The organism is Thiohalophilus sp. (genome assembly GCF_034521165.1).
Taxonomy (GTDB): Bacteria; Pseudomonadota; Gammaproteobacteria; order UBA6429; family Thiohalophilaceae; genus Thiohalophilus.
The window spans coordinates 78930-94656 of the sequence record NZ_JAXHMV010000010.1; the positions used below are offsets into that span (position 1 = coordinate 78930).

At 59.0% G+C, this 15727-nt stretch carries 18 protein-coding genes; 13 read left to right on the plus strand and 5 right to left on the minus strand.

Annotated features, from left to right (window positions below; genetic code table 11):
* Positions 1-306 precede the first annotated feature (306 nt).
* The 10 genes from U5K34_RS09590 (at position 307) to U5K34_RS09635 (ending at position 9979) form a co-directional block, all read left to right on the plus strand.
* The gene (locus U5K34_RS09590; protein ID WP_322568174.1) at positions 307-933 is read left to right on the plus strand and encodes a phosphoribosylanthranilate isomerase; all 627 of its coding nucleotides are present in this window, start codon (positions 307-309) and stop codon (positions 931-933) included.
* On the plus strand, positions 878-2131 hold the full coding sequence (gene trpB, locus U5K34_RS09595; protein WP_416224071.1) for a tryptophan synthase subunit beta: 1254 nt from the start codon (positions 878-880) through the stop codon (positions 2129-2131). The genes U5K34_RS09590 and trpB overlap by 56 nt, the downstream gene beginning before the upstream one ends.
* A complete protein-coding gene (gene trpA / locus U5K34_RS09600) occupies positions 2128-2955 on the plus strand; it encodes a tryptophan synthase subunit alpha (protein WP_322568176.1) in 828 nt (275 codons plus the stop codon). The genes trpB and trpA overlap by 4 nt, the downstream gene beginning before the upstream one ends.
* Before the next feature lie 12 nt (positions 2956-2967).
* Entirely contained in the window at positions 2968-3828 is an 861-nt protein-coding gene (gene accD, locus U5K34_RS09605) for an acetyl-CoA carboxylase, carboxyltransferase subunit beta (RefSeq protein ID WP_322568177.1), read from the plus strand.
* A gap of 122 nt (positions 3829-3950) precedes the next feature.
* Positions 3951-5222 (plus strand): bifunctional tetrahydrofolate synthase/dihydrofolate synthase, encoded by a 1272-nt coding sequence (gene folC, locus U5K34_RS09610; protein WP_322568178.1) that lies wholly within the window; start codon positions 3951-3953, stop codon positions 5220-5222.
* A 37-nt stretch (positions 5223-5259) separates the two neighbouring features.
* On the plus strand, positions 5260-5832 hold the full coding sequence (locus U5K34_RS09615) for an SPOR domain-containing protein (protein WP_322568179.1): 573 nt from the start codon (positions 5260-5262) through the stop codon (positions 5830-5832).
* A 79-nt stretch (positions 5833-5911) separates the two neighbouring features.
* Positions 5912-6403: a CvpA family protein gene (locus U5K34_RS09620; RefSeq protein WP_322568180.1), complete on the plus strand. Its 492-nt coding sequence runs from the start codon at positions 5912-5914 to the stop codon at positions 6401-6403.
* Between the two features lie 66 nt (positions 6404-6469).
* The gene (gene purF, locus U5K34_RS09625) at positions 6470-7984 is read left to right on the plus strand and encodes an amidophosphoribosyltransferase (protein WP_322568181.1); all 1515 of its coding nucleotides are present in this window, start codon (positions 6470-6472) and stop codon (positions 7982-7984) included.
* A 261-nt stretch (positions 7985-8245) separates the two neighbouring features.
* On the plus strand, positions 8246-9427 hold the full coding sequence (locus U5K34_RS09630) for an O-succinylhomoserine sulfhydrylase (protein ID WP_322568182.1): 1182 nt from the start codon (positions 8246-8248) through the stop codon (positions 9425-9427).
* A gap of 351 nt (positions 9428-9778) precedes the next feature.
* Positions 9779-9979, plus strand: coding sequence for a hypothetical protein (locus U5K34_RS09635; RefSeq protein WP_322568183.1), 201 nt, complete (start codon positions 9779-9781; stop codon positions 9977-9979).
* Here the strand turns inward: U5K34_RS09635 and U5K34_RS09640 are convergent.
* Positions 9917-10393, minus strand: a complete 477-nt coding sequence (locus U5K34_RS09640; protein ID WP_322568184.1) for an NUDIX hydrolase — start codon at positions 10391-10393, stop codon at positions 9917-9919. The two genes, U5K34_RS09635 and U5K34_RS09640, sit on opposite strands and share 63 nt — an antisense overlap.
* Positions 10394-10455: 62 nt before the next feature.
* A complete protein-coding gene (locus U5K34_RS09645; RefSeq protein WP_322568185.1) occupies positions 10456-10656 on the minus strand; it encodes a hypothetical protein in 201 nt (66 codons plus the stop codon).
* A gap of 156 nt (positions 10657-10812) precedes the next feature.
* Between U5K34_RS09645 and U5K34_RS09650 the strand changes: the two genes are divergently transcribed.
* The 3 genes from U5K34_RS09650 (at position 10813) to U5K34_RS09660 (ending at position 13741) form a co-directional block, all read left to right on the plus strand.
* Positions 10813-12057 (plus strand): glycerate kinase type-2 family protein, encoded by a 1245-nt coding sequence (locus tag U5K34_RS09650; RefSeq protein ID WP_322568186.1) that lies wholly within the window; start codon positions 10813-10815, stop codon positions 12055-12057.
* Positions 12058-12149: 92 nt separating this feature from the next.
* Positions 12150-12989: a ferritin-like domain-containing protein gene (locus U5K34_RS09655; protein WP_322568187.1), complete on the plus strand. Its 840-nt coding sequence runs from the start codon at positions 12150-12152 to the stop codon at positions 12987-12989.
* On the plus strand, positions 12986-13741 hold the full coding sequence (locus U5K34_RS09660; protein ID WP_322568188.1) for a hypothetical protein: 756 nt from the start codon (positions 12986-12988) through the stop codon (positions 13739-13741). Before U5K34_RS09655 ends, U5K34_RS09660 begins: the two co-directional genes overlap by 4 nt.
* A gap of 141 nt (positions 13742-13882) precedes the next feature.
* Here U5K34_RS09660 and U5K34_RS09665 read toward each other — a convergent pair whose 3' ends face one another.
* From U5K34_RS09665 to U5K34_RS09675, 3 genes are read right to left on the minus strand one after another with little or no spacing between them, the layout of a single operon-like run.
* Complete coding sequence (locus U5K34_RS09665) at positions 13883-14602, minus strand: UDP-2,3-diacylglucosamine diphosphatase (protein ID WP_322568189.1); 720 nt, start codon at positions 14600-14602, stop codon at positions 13883-13885.
* 7 nt (positions 14603-14609) lie between these two features.
* Positions 14610-15101, minus strand: coding sequence for a peptidylprolyl isomerase (locus U5K34_RS09670; protein WP_322568190.1), 492 nt, complete (start codon positions 15099-15101; stop codon positions 14610-14612).
* 12 nt (positions 15102-15113) lie between these two features.
* The gene (locus U5K34_RS09675) at positions 15114-15626 is read right to left on the minus strand and encodes a peptidylprolyl isomerase (RefSeq protein WP_322568256.1); all 513 of its coding nucleotides are present in this window, start codon (positions 15624-15626) and stop codon (positions 15114-15116) included.
* Positions 15627-15727: the final 101 nt, after the last annotated feature.

Consider the following 15727-nt stretch of genomic DNA (forward strand, 5'->3'; position numbering starts at 1 on the left):
GCACACTAAAAATGTTTTTTACTCCGCGCATTTTGCGACTCTGCGCGACGTACAGGGAAGTACTGGTGTCACGGGAGTCAGGTGCCCTGACCAATCGGAGATTGGTAGGGTACTCATAATGAAGTCCGAAGGGGTTCTATGAGACAAGACGCGAGCGATCCTTCTGCGTTTATTTTCATAAAATTCGAAAAGTGGCTTGGCGGAACGTCGGTACACGTTGCGGCGCTATACTAAATGCCTGTAAAATCAATAACCTTTGGACTTGTCCGGCTTGTGAGTCCGGCGTTTGACAGGATAGGGAAAACGATGCGAACCCGGGTCAAAATCTGCGGCATTACCCGGCCGCAGGATGCCATTGCCGCCGCCCAGGCGGGGGCTGATGCCATTGGACTGGTATTTTATCCGGCCAGTCCGCGGGCGGTGGAGATCGATCAGGCCCGGGAGATTATTGTGGCCCTGCCGCCGTTTGTGACTACGGTGGGATTGTTTGTCGATGCCGATGAAGCGATGATTCATCAGGTGCTGGCGGCGTTGCCGCTGGATCTGTTGCAGTTTCATGGTGATGAATCGCCCGAGGCATGCCGGCATTATGGTCGTCCCTATATCAAGGCGTTGCGCATGCGCGAAGAGGCGGATGTGCTGGGCGCGGCGCGGGAGTATCATGACGCCGCCGGGTTGTTGCTGGATACCTACCAGGTCGGTGTGCCGGGCGGCACCGGGGACAGCTTTGACTGGCGGCGGGTACCGGCCCACCTGACCACGCCGGTGGTACTGGCAGGGGGCCTGACCCCGGAGAACGTCGCCGAGGCGGTAATCACTGCCCGACCCTATGCCGTGGACGTGAGCGGTGGAGTCGAATCCCAGAAGGGCATCAAGGATGCCTACAAAATCCGATCGTTTATCGCAGAGGTTGAACGCGTTGACAGAGACTAAATCCAAATATCACTATCCGGACGCCCGGGGTCATTTTGGCCCCTACGGTGGCCGGTTTGTGGCCGAAACCCTGATGGGGCCGCTGGAAGAGCTGCGCGAAGCCTATGATCGCTACATGGCCGACGCCGATTTTCAGGCCGAGCTGGACGAGGAGCTGCGCCAGTATGTCGGCCGGCCCAGTCCGCTCTATTATGCCCGGCGCTGGAGCGAAAAACTGGGCGGCGCGCGCATCTATCTCAAGCGCGAGGACCTCAATCACACCGGTGCGCACAAGATCAACAATACTGTCGGCCAGGCGCTGCTGGCCCGGCATATGGGCAAGACCCGCATTATTGCCGAGACCGGTGCCGGCCAGCACGGCGTGGCCACCGCCACCGTGGCGGCGCGGCTGGGGCTCGAATGCGTCGTCTACATGGGCGCCGAGGATGTGCAGCGCCAGTCGATGAACGTCTATCGCATGAAACTGCTGGGCGCGCGGGTGGTGCCGGTGGAATCGGGCTCACGGACGTTGAAAGACGCGTTGAACGAGGCGATGCGCGACTGGGTGACCAACGTCGACAATACCTTCTATATCATCGGTACCGTGGCCGGCCCGCATCCCTATCCGGCCATGGTGCGCGACTTTCAGGCCATCATCGGCCGCGAATCCCGCGAGCAGATCCTGGCCCAGGAGGGGCGCCTGCCCGACGCGCTGGTCGCCTGTGTCGGCGGCGGCTCCAACGCCATCGGCCTGTTCTATCCGTTTATCGATGATGAATCGGTGAAAATGTACGGCGTCGAGGCGGCGGGCTTCGGCCTGGAGACCGGCCAGCATGCCGCGCCGCTGTGCGCCGGCAAGTCAGGCGTGCTGCATGGTAACCGCACCTACCTGATGGAAGATGCTCACGGCCAGATCATCCATACCCACTCGATCTCCGCCGGCCTGGATTATCCGGGCGTCGGTCCCGAGCATGCCTGGCTCAAGGACTCGGGGCGCGCCAATTATGTCGCGGTCAATGACGACGAAGCCCTGCAGGGCTTCCACGATCTGACCCGCATCGAGGGTATCCTGCCCGCTCTGGAATCGAGCCATGCGCTGGCCTATGTCACCAGGCTGGCCCCGACCATGGGCAAGGACCAGATCATTGTGCTGAATCTCTCCGGTCGGGGTGACAAGGATATGCATACCGTCGCGACCCATCAGGGGATCGAATTATGAGTCGTATCACCGGGTGTTTTCAGGCGGCCCGCGAGGCCGGGCGCAAGATCTTGATTCCGTATGTGACGGCCGGCGATCCCGCCCCGGATCAGACCGTGGCGCTGATGCATGCCATGGTCGCCGCCGGGGCCGATATCATCGAGCTGGGGGTGCCGTTCTCCGACCCCATGGCCGAGGGGCCGGTGATTCAAAAAGCCATGGAACGGGCTCTGACCCATCAGGTCACCCTGGACGATGTGCTGGACATGGTGCGCACCTTCCGCCAGCAGGATAATGCCACGCCGGTCGTGCTGATGGGCTATCTCAATCCCATCGAGGTCAAAGGCTACGACCGGTTCGCCACCGAGGCGGCCGCGGCCGGCATCGACGGGGTGTTGACCGTGGATCTGCCGCCGGAAGAGGGCGAGGAGTATATCCGCACCCTGCAGGCGCAGGATATTGATCGGATCTTTTTGATCTCGCCGACCACCGATCCCGAGCGGATGGCGGTGCTCAGCCGGGCCAGCAGCGGCTTTATCTATTATGTCTCGCTCAAGGGCGTTACCGGCGCGGCCAATATCGATACCAGAGCGGTCGGGGATCGCGTTTCGGCGATTCATGCGTTGACAGCGCTGCCGGTAGGAGTAGGCTTTGGCATTAAAGATGCCGAATCCGCCGCCGCCGTGGCCGCCGAGGCCGATGGCGTCGTGGTGGGCAGTGCGCTGGTACGTAAAATAGAAGAAAATGTCACCTCGGCCGACAAGATCACAATGGCTGTCACGACGTTGCTGGGCGAGATGCGTCGGGCGATGGATGCCCGTCAGAACGTTATCAACAAGAATTAAGGTTGTTCATCGATGAACTGGTTTACCAAGTTATTACCCACCCGGATCCGTACCGAAGGCGGCAATCGCAAAAGCGTCCCCGAAGGATTGTGGAGCAAATGCCAGGCCTGCGGCGCTGTACTCTACCGCGCCGAGATGGAACGTAACCTGGATGTCTGTCCCAAATGCGATCACCACATGCGCATCGGCGCCCGCCAGCGTCTGGAACAGTTTCTCGACGAGAAGGGACGCGAGGAGATCGCCGCCAATCTCAAGCCGGTCGATGCCCTCAAGTTCCGGGATATGAAAAAATACAAGGATCGGCTGGTCCAGGCCCAGCGTGCCACGGATGAAAACGACGCGCTGGTGGCCATGCAGGGGACGCTCAAAGGCATGCCGGTGGTGGCCGCGGCCTTTGAATTCAAGTTCATGGGCGGCTCCATGGGCTCGGTGGTCGGCGAGCGTTTCGTGCGCGCGGTCAATACCTGTATCGAGCACAACATGCCGCTGGTCTGCTTCTCCGCCAGTGGCGGGGCGCGCATGCAGGAAGCGTTGTTCTCCCTGATGCAGATGGCCAAGACCAGCGCCGCGCTGTCCCGCATGAGCAAAAAAGGGATTCCCTTTGTGTCGGTCATGACCGATCCCACCATGGGCGGCGTCTCCGCCAGCCTGGCCATGCTCGGGGATATCAACGCCGCCGAACCCAATGCCCTGATCGGTTTTGCCGGCCCGCGCGTCATCGAACAGACCGTGCGCGAGACCCTGCCCGAAGGCTTCCAGCGCAGTGAGTTTTTGCTCGAACACGGCGCCATCGACATGATCATCGACCGCCGCGAGATGCGCGACCGACTCGCCAACGTGCTGGCCATACTCACAAGACAACCCTCTCTTTGAAAAGGGACGAGGTACGAGTGACGAGGGACGAGGTTATTTTGAGTTTGTAACCTCGATCCTTCCTATTCATCCGCCTCGAATCCGTTCGCCGATAAAATCGCCTCCCACACCAATTAATATCTATGCGTTTTAACACCCTCGCAGAATGGCTCCAGTGGCAGGAAACGCTACACCCCAGTGAGATCGAGCTGGGGCTGGCGCGGGTCGGGGAGGTGTTTTCCCGGCTGTGTCCCGGGCCCCTGCCGTTTACCGTGGTCACGGTGGCCGGCACCAACGGCAAGGGCTCGAGTATTTCAGCGCTGGAGGCGATGCTATCGGCCGGGGGCTACCGGGTCGGGGCGTATACCTCACCGCATTTGCTGCGCTACAACGAGCGGATTCGTCTCGATGGCAAGCCGGTGAGTGACACGGCGCTGGTCGAGGCTTTCGAGCGGGTGGATCAGGCGCGCGGCGACACCTCGCTGACCTATTTCGAATTCGGCACCCTGGCGGCGCTGCGCATCTTCGCCGATGTCACGCCGGCGATCGTGCTGCTCGAGGTGGGCCTTGGCGGGCGGCTGGATGCGGTCAATATTGTCGATCCCGACGTGGCGCTGATCACCGCCATCGGGATCGACCATACCGCCTGGCTGGGGGAGGATCGCGAGACCATTGCCGGTGAAAAGGCCGGGATCATGCGCCCCGGCGGACCGGTGGTGTGCAGCGATCCCAGCCCGCCGGCGGCCATCGTCGATCGGGCCGACAAGCTGGGGGCCCCGCTGTACCGGCTGGGCAACGAGTTCGATTACCACTTGCACGGCGACAGCTGGGACTGGCAGTGCAGGCTGCCTGTACAGCAGACGCTGGCCGATCTGCCGCGTCCGGTCCTGGGCGGCGAGCACCAGTATCGCAATCTGGCCGGGGCGTTGATGGTGCTGTGGCTGCTGCGCGAGCATTTCCCGCTCGATCGGACCCGGATCGACGCGGGCCTGGCGCAGATGATCCTGCCCGGGCGTTTGCAGACCATTCCCGGCGATCCCCCTCTGCTGCTGGATGTGGCCCATAACCCCGACGGCGTCGAACAACTGGCCCGGGTCCTGGTCGCTGAACCAGTGACGGGGCGCAACTGGGCCATCGTCGGCATGATGGGGGACAAGAACCTGCACGGCGCGTTGCAGCCCATCCTGAGCTCGATGGCCGGCTGGTTTCCCGTGGCCTTGCCGGAGGTGCCGCGGGCGGCCTCCGCGGCCCGGCTGGAGGCGATCCTGCGCGAACTGGGCGCGGCGTCGGTGACCCCCTGCAGCGACATGGCACAGGCCCTGGAACAGGCCCGCGCCGTTGCCGCGCCCGGCGATCGCATTGTGGTGTTCGGGTCCTTTTATACGGTGGCGGAGGCCCTCTCCCAGCCCCTATAATACGCCCCTGTTTCCAGTGCCCTGTGTCGGGAGTGTCGTGGACGAAAATCAGCTCAAGCAACGCATAGTGGGGGCCATCGTGCTGGTCGCCCTGGCTGTCATCTTCATTCCCATGTTGCTCAGCGGCGATCGGGACGGGGACATGTCCATCGTCGAGTCCAACATCCCGGCCAAACCCGAACATGTGGATCGGGTGAAAACCCTCGATATCGAACCGCCGGCGGCGCCACCGCCTGCCGAGCCGGTTCGTCGCCGTCCCGTGGATGAGCATACCCCGCCGGCGCCAGAGCCGGCGCCGTCAACCGCCAGCGAGGAGACGACGGCGCAAACCGAATCCCGTTCCGATGCTCAAGTCGATGATTCGGCCGTCGACAACAAGGCGTGGGCCGTGCAGGTCGGCAGTTTCAGTCAACAGAGCAATGCGCTGGGACTGCGCGATAAACTGCGGAAACAGGGCTACAGTACCTTCGTTGAAAAAGTGTCCATCGATAATGGCCCGGTTTATCGGGTCCGGGTCGGGCCCGAAGTGCGGCGCAGCAAGGCCGAGGAACTGCAACAGGAACTGCAGGCCAAACTCAAGCTCGAAGGTCTGGTGGTGGCGCATCCATGATGGGATTCGGGATGGGTTTCGGGATGGGATCCGCAATGGCATCCGGGACGGCATCTGATACGGGAACCGCGGCGGGCTGATGCTGGGCGTCGATTACGCGATCCTGGGAATCCTGGTGATTTCCACGTTCATCAGTCTGTTGCGCGGTTTTGTACGCGAGGCGTTGTCGCTGGCCGGCTGGATTCTGGCGTTCTGGGTCTCGCTGACCTTCGCCACCGGACTGGCCGGATTGCTGACCAACACCTTCGAGGATCCGACGTTCAGATTGATTGCGGCCTTTGTCGGGCTGTTTGTTCTGTCTCTGATCGTTTCGGGCGTGGTGAATTTTTTCGCGGTCAAACTGGTGTATCGTACCGGTTTGACCAAAATGGATCGGTTTCTGGGCCTGTTGTTCGGATTCGGGCGCGGCATACTGATTATCTCGATACTGGTTCTGCTGGCGGGGCTGACGACCCTGCCCAAAGAGCCCTGGTGGGACGAGTCGTTTTTTCTGTTCCGTTTCCAGGCGATTGCCGAAGGGATTCAGAGCCTGTTACCGGACTCGATTGGCGACAATTTCCGGTTTGAATGACCGGCGGTGGAACTATACTTTGACGGTGTAACCCGGTTACACAAGCAACAGACAGGATAGTGTGGAATGTGCGGAATTATTGGCATCGTGGCAAAGCAGGCAGTTAACCAGGCGCTGTATGACGGCCTGACGGTATTGCAACACCGTGGTCAGGATGCAGCGGGGATTATGACCTGCGAAAACGATCGCATGTATATGCGCAAGGACAACGGCCTGGTACGGGATGTGTTTCATACCCGGCACATGCTGCGCCTGCCGGGCAATATGGGTATCGGCCATGTACGCTATCCGACCGCCGGCTGTGCCAGCTCGGCGGAGGCGCAACCTTTTTATGTCAATTCCCCGTTTGGTATTGCCCTGGCGCACAATGGCAATCTGACCAATGCCAAGGAACTGAAGCGGGATCTGTTCCTGTCGGATCGGCGGCACATCAACACCAATTCGGATTCGGAGATTCTGCTCAATGTTTTCGCCCATGAGCTGCAGGATCAGGGCACGCTCACCCTGAGCCCCGATGACATTTTTGCTGCGGTCAGTGCCGTTCACCACCGTTGCCGGGGGGCCTATGCGGTGGTGGGCATGATTACCGGGCGAGGCATTTTCGCCTTTCGCGATCCCTACGGTATCCGTCCGGTGGCGTTCGGCAAACGGCATACCGACCAGGGCACCGAATACATGATCGCCTCGGAGAGCGTGGCGATCGATGTGCTTGGTTTCGAGCTGGTACGCGATCTCGATCCGGGCGAGGCGATTTACATTGACGCCGACGGAACCCCGCATACCCGTCAGTGCGCCGACAAGAGTGAATTGGCGCCCTGTATTTTCGAGCACGTCTATTTCGCCCGTCCCGATTCCCTGATCGACGGGGTCTCGGTTTACAAGGCGCGCCTGCGTATGGGGGACTATCTGGCACGCAAGATTATGCGTGAATGGCCGGATCACGATATCGACGTGGTGCTGCCGATTCCCGATACCAGCCGCACTTCCGCGCTGCAGTTGTCCTATACCCTGGGTGTCAAATACAGTGAAGGCTTTATCAAGAACCGTTATATCGGCCGCACCTTTATCATGCCGGGGCAGAAACAACGCAAAAAATCGGTGCATCAGAAACTCAATGCCATCGAGCTGGAGTTCCGTGGCAAGAATGTGCTGCTGGTGGATGACTCCATCGTGCGGGGTACCACCTCACAACAGATCATCCAGATGGCGCGCGAAGCCGGGGCCAACAAGGTCTATTTTGCCTCGGCCGCGCCGCCGGTACGTTATCCCAATGTTTACGGGATCGATATGCCCGCCGCCAATGAATTGATCGGGCATGGTCGTGACGAGGAACAAATCACCCGGGCAATTGGTGCAGACAAATTGATCTATCAGGATCTGTCCGATTTGATCGAGGCAGTGAAGAAGAAAGTACCGAATCTGAAACGCTTTGATACCTCGGTTTTCGATGGTACCTATGTGACAGGCGATGTCAGCGAAGCCTATCTGCAGCATATCGAATCCCTGCGTAACGACAAGGCACGCAGTCAGGACTCGAATATCGACGACGGCGAAGTGGTGGAAATTCGCAACTCGGTGTAAGCGACTTGACGCCGTATTGTCACTGACCTATGATAAATTTCATCGCGCCGATTTAACTCAACTTGCGGGCGCGTAATAAATCCAGCTAAAGCGAGCGCGGACCCGCTTTGGCTTGAACAGCTTGGCGGGTTTTTTGTTGTCTGCGGGGTAAATAATAATCTCTCGCCGAGGCGGAGCTCGCCAAGACCAAATTTATTTTCTCAGCGCCTTTGCGTCCTGGCGAGAGAAAGAGTTTCTATCGAACAATGCTGAGGATTAACGATGACGAACTTTGATGACGAGTGGGCGATAGAGACACTGGCAGTGCGTGCCGGGCAGGTGCGCACGGCGGAAAACGAGCATTCGGAACCGATTTTTGCCACCTCCAGTTATGTGTTCGGCAGTGCCGCCGAGGCGGCGGCGCGCTTCAAGGGTGAATCGCCGGGGAATATCTATTCACGGTTTACCAACCCGACGGTACGCACCTTTGAGCAGCGTCTGGCCGCGATGGAAGGCGGCGAGTCCTGTGTGGCGACGGCCTCGGGTATGTCCGCGATTCTCAGTACCTGCCTGGGTCTGTTGCAACAGGGTGATCATGTTGTCTCCTCGCGATCGATTTTCGGCACCACGGTGGTGTTGTTCGACAAGTATCTGAGCAAGGCCGGCATCGAGACCAGCTATGTTCCGCTGACCGATCTTGAGGCGTGGCAACAGGCGATCCGACCTGAAACCAAACTACTGTTTCTGGAAACGCCGTCGAACCCTTTGACTGAAGTGGCCGATATCCAGGCACTGGCCGATCTGGCGCATGCCAACGATTGTCTGCTGGTGGTGGATAACTGTTTTTGCACGCCCGTGCTGCAACAACCCTTCAAGCTGGGTGCGGATATCGTGATCCATTCCGCGACTAAATACATCGACGGGCAGGGCCGTTGCATCGGCGGGGCAGTGGTGGGCGATAGTAAGCTGGTCGGGGAAGAAGTGTTCGGTTTTTTGCGCACCGGTGGACCGAGTCTCAGTCCATTCAACGCCTGGGTCTTTCTCAAGGGACTGGAAACCCTTGGCGTGCGCATGAAAGCGCATAGCGAGAATGCCCAACAACTGGCCGAGTATCTGCAACAGCATCCCAACGTGAGCCAGGTGTTTTATGCGGGCTTGCCGGATCATCCGCAGCATGAACTTGCGACTCGTCAACAGAGCGGGTATGGCGGTGTGCTGGCCTTTGAAGTCAAAGACGGACAGGAGGCCGCCTGGAAACTGATCGACAATACCCGTCTGTTGTCCATTACCGCCAACCTGGGCGATGCCAAAAGTACTATCACCCATCCGGCGACCACCACCCACGGCAGGCTCAGCGACGAACAACGTGCCGATGCAGGGATTACCCCGGGACTGGTGCGTATTGCCGTCGGCCTGGAAAACGTCGGCGACATCATCGCCGATCTCGAACGCGGACTGGGATGATGGGCTGTGCTTCGCATTACAGGAGCTGGAAATAACGCAAAGGACGCAAAGACGCAAAGAACGCGGAGATAACTTTTTATCTGCTTGTCTGAAATGAAGCCTAAAAGTTCAAATCATCAGGAACTCTAAATATTATGTTTCTTTGCGCGCTTTGCGTCTTTGCGATCTCCGCGTTATTTTCCAGAGCGTATAAAAAAAGGAGGTTTTCGCAATCTGTCGCGATTCCAGGTTGTAGGATTTGTCCTACACGATTTTCAGAAAAGGCTGACAATCTTCCCTCTGGTGACGCTGTTAGAATTCAGGTATCCATCAGGATGATACTGAATGGGTTCGAACTCAGAGGGATGCAGTATGAAACCTTATACTTTTACGGATAATCGTCCGCTGATGCTCAATGAAGAGCAGGCGGATCATGCTCAACAGTCGGCTGATGCCGAGCAGGATGAGGCGATTGAGGCCAATTATCCCCGTGAACTTAACAAGCGGGGCTTACTGGTCTCGCTGGGTATCTCGGTCGCGGTAGTTGCTCTGTTGATTGTCGGTTTCGTGTAAGCCCGGGCTCACTTCCAGCCGGGCCAGAAGCTGCCGGGTTGTGGCGTTAACGTCGAGCCGCGTCAGGGTTTCCGGTTCGATCCAGGCGGCGTCGCGCGCGTCGTCGCCGGCCATGGGCTCGCCATCGACATAGTCGGCCAGCAAATCCACGATGACATAGTGGTAACGCAGCTCACCCTTGTTATCCCGTTCAATGACATCGAAACTGTAGACCGGCTCACCCGCCCGGATGTGTATGCCGGTTTCCTCCCTGATTTCCCGCTCCGCGGCCTGTTGCAGGGTTTCGCCGGCATGGACTTTACCGCCGGGGATGGTCCACTGGCCGGCATTGGGCTCGGTACTTCGTTGAATCAGTAATACGGCCGTGCCACGGCGAACGATGGCACCGACCGCTACCTGGGGAAAAGAGGCCATAAAAAACTCTCCACAGCGTCTGCTGTGAAGAGCTTATCAGATTGCAGGCGGGAGAAGGGCAGCTATTCGGCCTGCCATCCCTGTTCCATTAACACCCGGGCAGGTTGACGATGATTACGCCGCAGCCACAATACCAGCACACCGGTGACACTCATCAGCAGACCACAGACAAAGGACATGACACTGTCCAGCAGCAGCATGGCGGCGATTCCGCCGCAGACATAAAAATAGGGCAATACTTCATAAACCGGTTTGGGAAGCATGGGAAGTCCTCGCTGGTTTCATTCCGTGAAAGGCCGTCCGCCGGGTCAACTGACGGCAAGATAGACAATAGTTTCAGCCTAGCACCATTTTGCCCCGACGCCAGCGCGGGACCCTGTTTATTGACCCCCGTAATAAAACGGGTATGGTGTCAGCCCATGCAACACGCCGATATCGATTCCCGCTCCCTGTTATTGTCGCTCTATCAGGCCGGCCTCGAAGCGGTCGCCGGCCAGACGGTGACCCGCCGTTATCTGCGTCAGCGGGATTGGCCGGCCGACACGTCGGTGGCCGTGCTGGCCTGTGGCAAGGCAGCCCCGGCCATGGCCCGCGGAGCGGAGGCGGTCCTCGGGCAACGGATCGATCGGGGGCTGCTGATCACCAAACACGGTTATGGGGAGGCCGGCCTGTCGCCACGCTGGCAATGCCTGGAAGCCGGCCACCCGCTGCCCGATGAAGCCAGTCTGCAGGCCGGTCAGCGACTGCTCGAGTATGTGGCGCAACTGCCGCCCGCCATGCCCTTGCTGAGCCTGATCTCAGGCGGCACCTCGGCCCTGCTGGAGGTTTTGCCGCCGGGAGTGAGCCTGGCGGACCTGCAGCGGGTCAATACGTGGCTGCTGGGCAGTGGCGTCGACATCGCCGGGATGAACCGGGTGCGCAAGGCCCTGTCCTGTCTCAAGGGGGGCAAGTTACTGAATTATCTGGGCGAGCGGCCGGTGCTCAATCTGATGATCTCCGATGTGCGCGGCGATGATCCGGCTGTGATCGGTTCGGGACTGCTGAGCCCGCAACAGGCGACCCTCCCATCGAATCTCCCCGACTGGCTGAGGGCCTTGCTGGCCAAAAGCGCCACTTGCCCGCCCGCACGGGCAGGGTTGCCGACGGTGGAGCAACATATAGTTGCCAGCAATCAGGAGGCCTGTGAGGCCGTCGCCGAGGCCGCCCGGCGCCGGGATCTGCCTGTGGCGATACAGCCGCCCTGCTATGGTCCGGTCGCCGAGGTGGCTTCAGAGCTGGCCGGGTTCCTGCGCTCGGCGGCGCCCGGGATCTATGTCTGGGGTGGTGAGCCCACTGTGGAATTACCGTCGCAAGCGGGGCGTGGCGGACGCAACCAGCATCTGGCGCTGAGCCTGGCCCTGGCGCTGGCCGGCGAGCCGGGTATCAGCGTCCTGTGCGGCGCCACCGATGGCAGTGACGGGTCCGGCAACGACGCTGGCGCGATGATCGACGGCACCACCGTGCGACAGGCCGCCGATTACCCCGGCGATGCCAGCCAGGCTCTGGCGCAGGCCGACAGCGGTACTTTTCTGGCCGAGGCCGGGGCGCTGATCTCCACCGGCCCGACCGGGACCAATGTCATGGATCTGGTTATCGCGATTAAAACAGGGCCGAGTGCCGAGTAACGAGGGACGAGGTGATTTTGTCGCGGTCCGCTCTGGCTTGTTGCCCTGACACTGTTCTTCATTGTTGAAAAGAGACTGTTACAATAATCGTCATGAACCAACCGGATACGCCTCGTAACTCGTCCCTCGTCCCTCGTCCCTCTGTTTTTGACGAGGCCGAGGCCTGTCTGCGTGTCGCGGATCCCGATACCAAACTGCAGCAGACGCGGACGGTAGCCGCCGCCTGGCAGGCGGGGGAGTTAGGTTACGAAGCCGGTGACAAGAGTGTATCGCTCTCGGAGCCGGGGCGTCCGGCTCGGCCCGAGCTGGTGGCGCCGCGGGATCTGCCGGCCCGCAGTACGGCCAGTGAGGCGGGCCGGGCGGCGCTGATCCACTCTATTTGTCATATCGAATTCAACGCCATCAATCTGGCCTGGGACGCGGTGTACCGGTTTCGGGATCTGCTCGGGGATTATTACACTGACTGGATCAAAGTTGCGCGCGAGGAGGCCTATCATTTCAGCCTGTTGCGCGATCATCTGCGTCATCTGGGTTACGATTACGGCGATTTTCCGGCACATAATGGCTTGTGGGAGATGTGTCTGCAGACCGCCCATGATCCGCTGGTGCGCATGGCGCTGGTGCCGCGGGTACTGGAAGCGCGCGGGCTGGACGTGACGCCGGGGATCATGCGCAAGCTGGAACAAAGCGGCGATGATAACGCCGTGGATCTGTTACGGATCATTCAACGTGATGAAGTCGGGCATGTGGCCATCGGCTCGCGCTGGTTCCGTTATTTGTGTGAACAGCGCAGTTTACCCCCCGAGGCGACGTTCCGCGAATTATTCAATCAATACATGCCGGCTGGCGGGCGGGGTCCGCTGGACAGGGCCTCACGCCTGCAAGCCGGTTTTTCTGAAGCCGAACTGGATTATATTGAAGGGGCAGGATGATGTTGCAGTACAAAGCCGTAATGATGAGCCTGGTGGCATTGACGCTGCTGGGAGGATGTAACAATTCAGAATCGGACCCGGACAAGCAGACGTCGGTCAAGATTGATTTTGTCGAACACGAGAAGTATGTCAAACCCTATCCAACCCGCCTGATTGTTACCAACCAGTTCATGCGCTTCGATGACGGGGAGGGCTCCACCAGTTTTATCCTGTTTAACCGGAAAACGGATACCATCTACAGTGTCAATGACGACGATCGCACCGTGATGTCACTGAAGAGACAGGATATTGAGCTGGAACCGCCGATGGAACTGAAACTGGAAGAACGCAATCTGGGGACACTGGACGACGCACCTGAAATACAGGGGATGACGCCGGTGCATTACCAGTTTTTCGCCAATGATGAGGTTTGTTATGACGTGGTGGCCGTCAAGGGCCTGATGCCCGATGTTGTCGATGCCATGCAGGCCTTTAAAGCCATACTGGCCAATGACAGCAAGGTGACGTTCAACAACATTCCCGCCGATCTCCACGATGCCTGCGATATGTCCATGAGTACGTTTGCGTCCGGTCGGCATCTGGAACACGGTTTTCCGATCCAGGAATGGAGCGTTGACGGAGACGGTCGCACGCTGGTCAATTACGATGAAAACTATGATCCCGACCCGGCCCTATTTGAATTGCCGGAGGATTACCGCCATTTTTCCGTGCAGGATATGCGTGGAGGCAAAGTTACCGGCGGCGGGCATTGAACGATTAAAGCGGTACACCTTCCAGGAAGTAGGCCGGATCAAGCGTGGTGGATCCGGCATTTAAGAGTGCTCCAGCCGTTATATCCTTTAAGCACCACAACAGACGATATCTCCTCCGTGACCTCTGCGGTGAAATAATAGTTAAAGCGGCAGACCTTCGAGGCGGCAGCCGTTTTTATCACAGACCAGCACGCTACCCTGTTCATACCAGTCGCCCAGTACGATCCGGCGCGCCGGCTGGCCGTTCAGCTCGAACTCGTGAACGGCCGGCCGGTGGGTATGGCCGTGAATCATCTGGAACACGTTGTGATCGCGCAGCAGCTGTTCAACGGCTTTGGCATTGACGTCCATGATCGCCTCATCCTTGCTACCGGTCTCGAGCTTGCTGGTTTCCCGGTATTGCTTTGCCAGCGCCAGCCGCTCCTGTGGCGATTTGGCCAGTAACGCTTCCTGCCATTGCGGATCGCGTACCATGCGACGAAACTCCTGGTAAGGTTGATCGTCGGTGCAAAGCGTATCACCGTGGAGCAACAGGGTCGGCGTGCCGTAGAGATCAATGGTGGTTGGTTCGGGCAGCAGCTCGGCGCCACTTTGACGGCAGAACTCCTCGCGCATGAGAAAATCCCGGTTGCCGTACATGACATACAGCGGCACCCGGCGGGAGAGTGCGTGCATGGCGTCGATGGCCGCCCGGTAATCCGGCAGGATCATGTCGTCGCCCAGCCAGGCTTCGAACAGATCGCCGAGTATGTAGAGTGCCTCGGCGTGACTGGCCCGCTGTTGCAAAAAGTCGATGAACAGCCCGGTGATGCCGGGCCGTTCATCGCTGAGGTGCAGATCGGAAATAAAGAGGGTTGCCATACCCGGGTTATTCGACTTCCACCCGTTCGATGACGATATCTTCTTTGGGCACATCCTGGTGAGGGCCGAAAGAACCGGTATCGACCCGGCGGATTTCATCCACGACATCCATCCCCTCGACAACCTTGCCAAATACGCAATAACCCCAGCCCTCGGCGGTTTCCGCACGAAAGTTCAGAAAGTCATTGTTGGAAACATTAATAAAGAACTGGGAGGAGGCGGAATGGGGATCCGGGGTGCGGGCCATGGCAACGGCGCCGCGTTCGTTCTTCAGGCCGTTGTTAGCTTCGTTCTGGATGGGCGCGTCGGTTTTTTTCTCCCGCATGCCCGGTTCCATGCCACCCCCCTGAACCATGAAGCTATCAATCACACGATGGAAAATCGTTCCGTCATAAAAGCCGTTTTTCGCATAGTTCAGAAAGTTCTCAACCGTTTTCGGTGCCTTCTCGGCATTGAGTTCCAGCACAATCGTGCCTTTGTTGGTATGCAGTTTGACCATGATGATTCCTGATTAGTTGGAAGAGGCGGGCTGCTCGGGATTGAGCCGCGTAACCTTCTGGATAATGACCGGGGTTTTGGGGACATCCTGTGCAAAGGGGCCGCCGGCACCAGTTGTCACAGACTTGATTTTGTTCACGACATCCATGCCCTTGACGACCTTGCCGAACACGGCATAACCGTACTTGCGGGGTGTTTTGCCGCGATGATTGAGAAACGCGTTGTCGGCGACATTGATAAAGAACTGGGCCGTGGCCGAGTGGGGATCCATGGTGCGGGCCATGGCAATGGTGCCGGGTTTATTTTCCAGCCCGTTGTCGGCTTCGTTGATGACCGGTGCCCGGGTTTCCTTGCGCTCATAACCGGGGGTGAATCCCCCTCCCTGGATCATAAAATCATTGATCACGCGGTGAAACAGGGTGTTGTCATAAAAACCGTCCTCGACATAGCGCAAAAAATTGTCAACCGTTTTGGGGGCTTTGTCCGGTGCAAGTTCCAGGACGATGGTGCCCATGCTGGTTTGCATTTCGACCCGCGGCGCGGATTCCTGGGCCAGGACGGCAGCGGGGACGAGCAGGAGTAACAGTTTGAGCCAGAGCGGGAGATATCGCATAACAGCAGTTCCAT

Coding starts and splice junctions, on each gene's coding strand:
- trpB (WP_416224071.1), top strand. CDS start 878: ATGCCTACAAAATCCGATCGTTTATCGCAGAGGTTGAACGCGTTGACA.
- U5K34_RS09655 (WP_322568187.1), top strand. CDS start 12,150: ATGAACCAACCGGATACGCCTCGTAACTCGTCCCTCGTCCCTCGTCCC.
- U5K34_RS09620 (WP_322568180.1), top strand. CDS start 5,912: ATGCTGGGCGTCGATTACGCGATCCTGGGAATCCTGGTGATTTCCACG.
- U5K34_RS09590 (WP_322568174.1), top strand. CDS start 307: ATGCGAACCCGGGTCAAAATCTGCGGCATTACCCGGCCGCAGGATGCC.
- U5K34_RS09670 (WP_322568190.1), bottom strand. CDS start 15,101: ATGGTCAAACTGCATACCAACAAAGGCACGATTGTGCTGGAACTCAAT.
- folC (WP_322568178.1), top strand. CDS start 3,951: ATGCGTTTTAACACCCTCGCAGAATGGCTCCAGTGGCAGGAAACGCTA.
- U5K34_RS09675 (WP_322568256.1), bottom strand. CDS start 15,626: ATGCAAACCAGCATGGGCACCATCGTCCTGGAACTTGCACCGGACAAA.
- U5K34_RS09630 (WP_322568182.1), top strand. CDS start 8,246: ATGACGAACTTTGATGACGAGTGGGCGATAGAGACACTGGCAGTGCGT.
- U5K34_RS09650 (WP_322568186.1), top strand. CDS start 10,813: ATGCAACACGCCGATATCGATTCCCGCTCCCTGTTATTGTCGCTCTAT.
- U5K34_RS09660 (WP_322568188.1), top strand. CDS start 12,986: ATGATGTTGCAGTACAAAGCCGTAATGATGAGCCTGGTGGCATTGACG.
- accD (WP_322568177.1), top strand. CDS start 2,968: ATGAACTGGTTTACCAAGTTATTACCCACCCGGATCCGTACCGAAGGC.
- trpA (WP_322568176.1), top strand. CDS start 2,128: ATGAGTCGTATCACCGGGTGTTTTCAGGCGGCCCGCGAGGCCGGGCGC.
- U5K34_RS09665 (WP_322568189.1), bottom strand. CDS start 14,602: ATGGCAACCCTCTTTATTTCCGATCTGCACCTCAGCGATGAACGGCCC.
- U5K34_RS09645 (WP_322568185.1), bottom strand. CDS start 10,656: ATGCTTCCCAAACCGGTTTATGAAGTATTGCCCTATTTTTATGTCTGC.
- purF (WP_322568181.1), top strand. CDS start 6,470: ATGTGCGGAATTATTGGCATCGTGGCAAAGCAGGCAGTTAACCAGGCG.
- U5K34_RS09640 (WP_322568184.1), bottom strand. CDS start 10,393: ATGGCCTCTTTTCCCCAGGTAGCGGTCGGTGCCATCGTTCGCCGTGGC.
- U5K34_RS09635 (WP_322568183.1), top strand. CDS start 9,779: ATGAAACCTTATACTTTTACGGATAATCGTCCGCTGATGCTCAATGAA.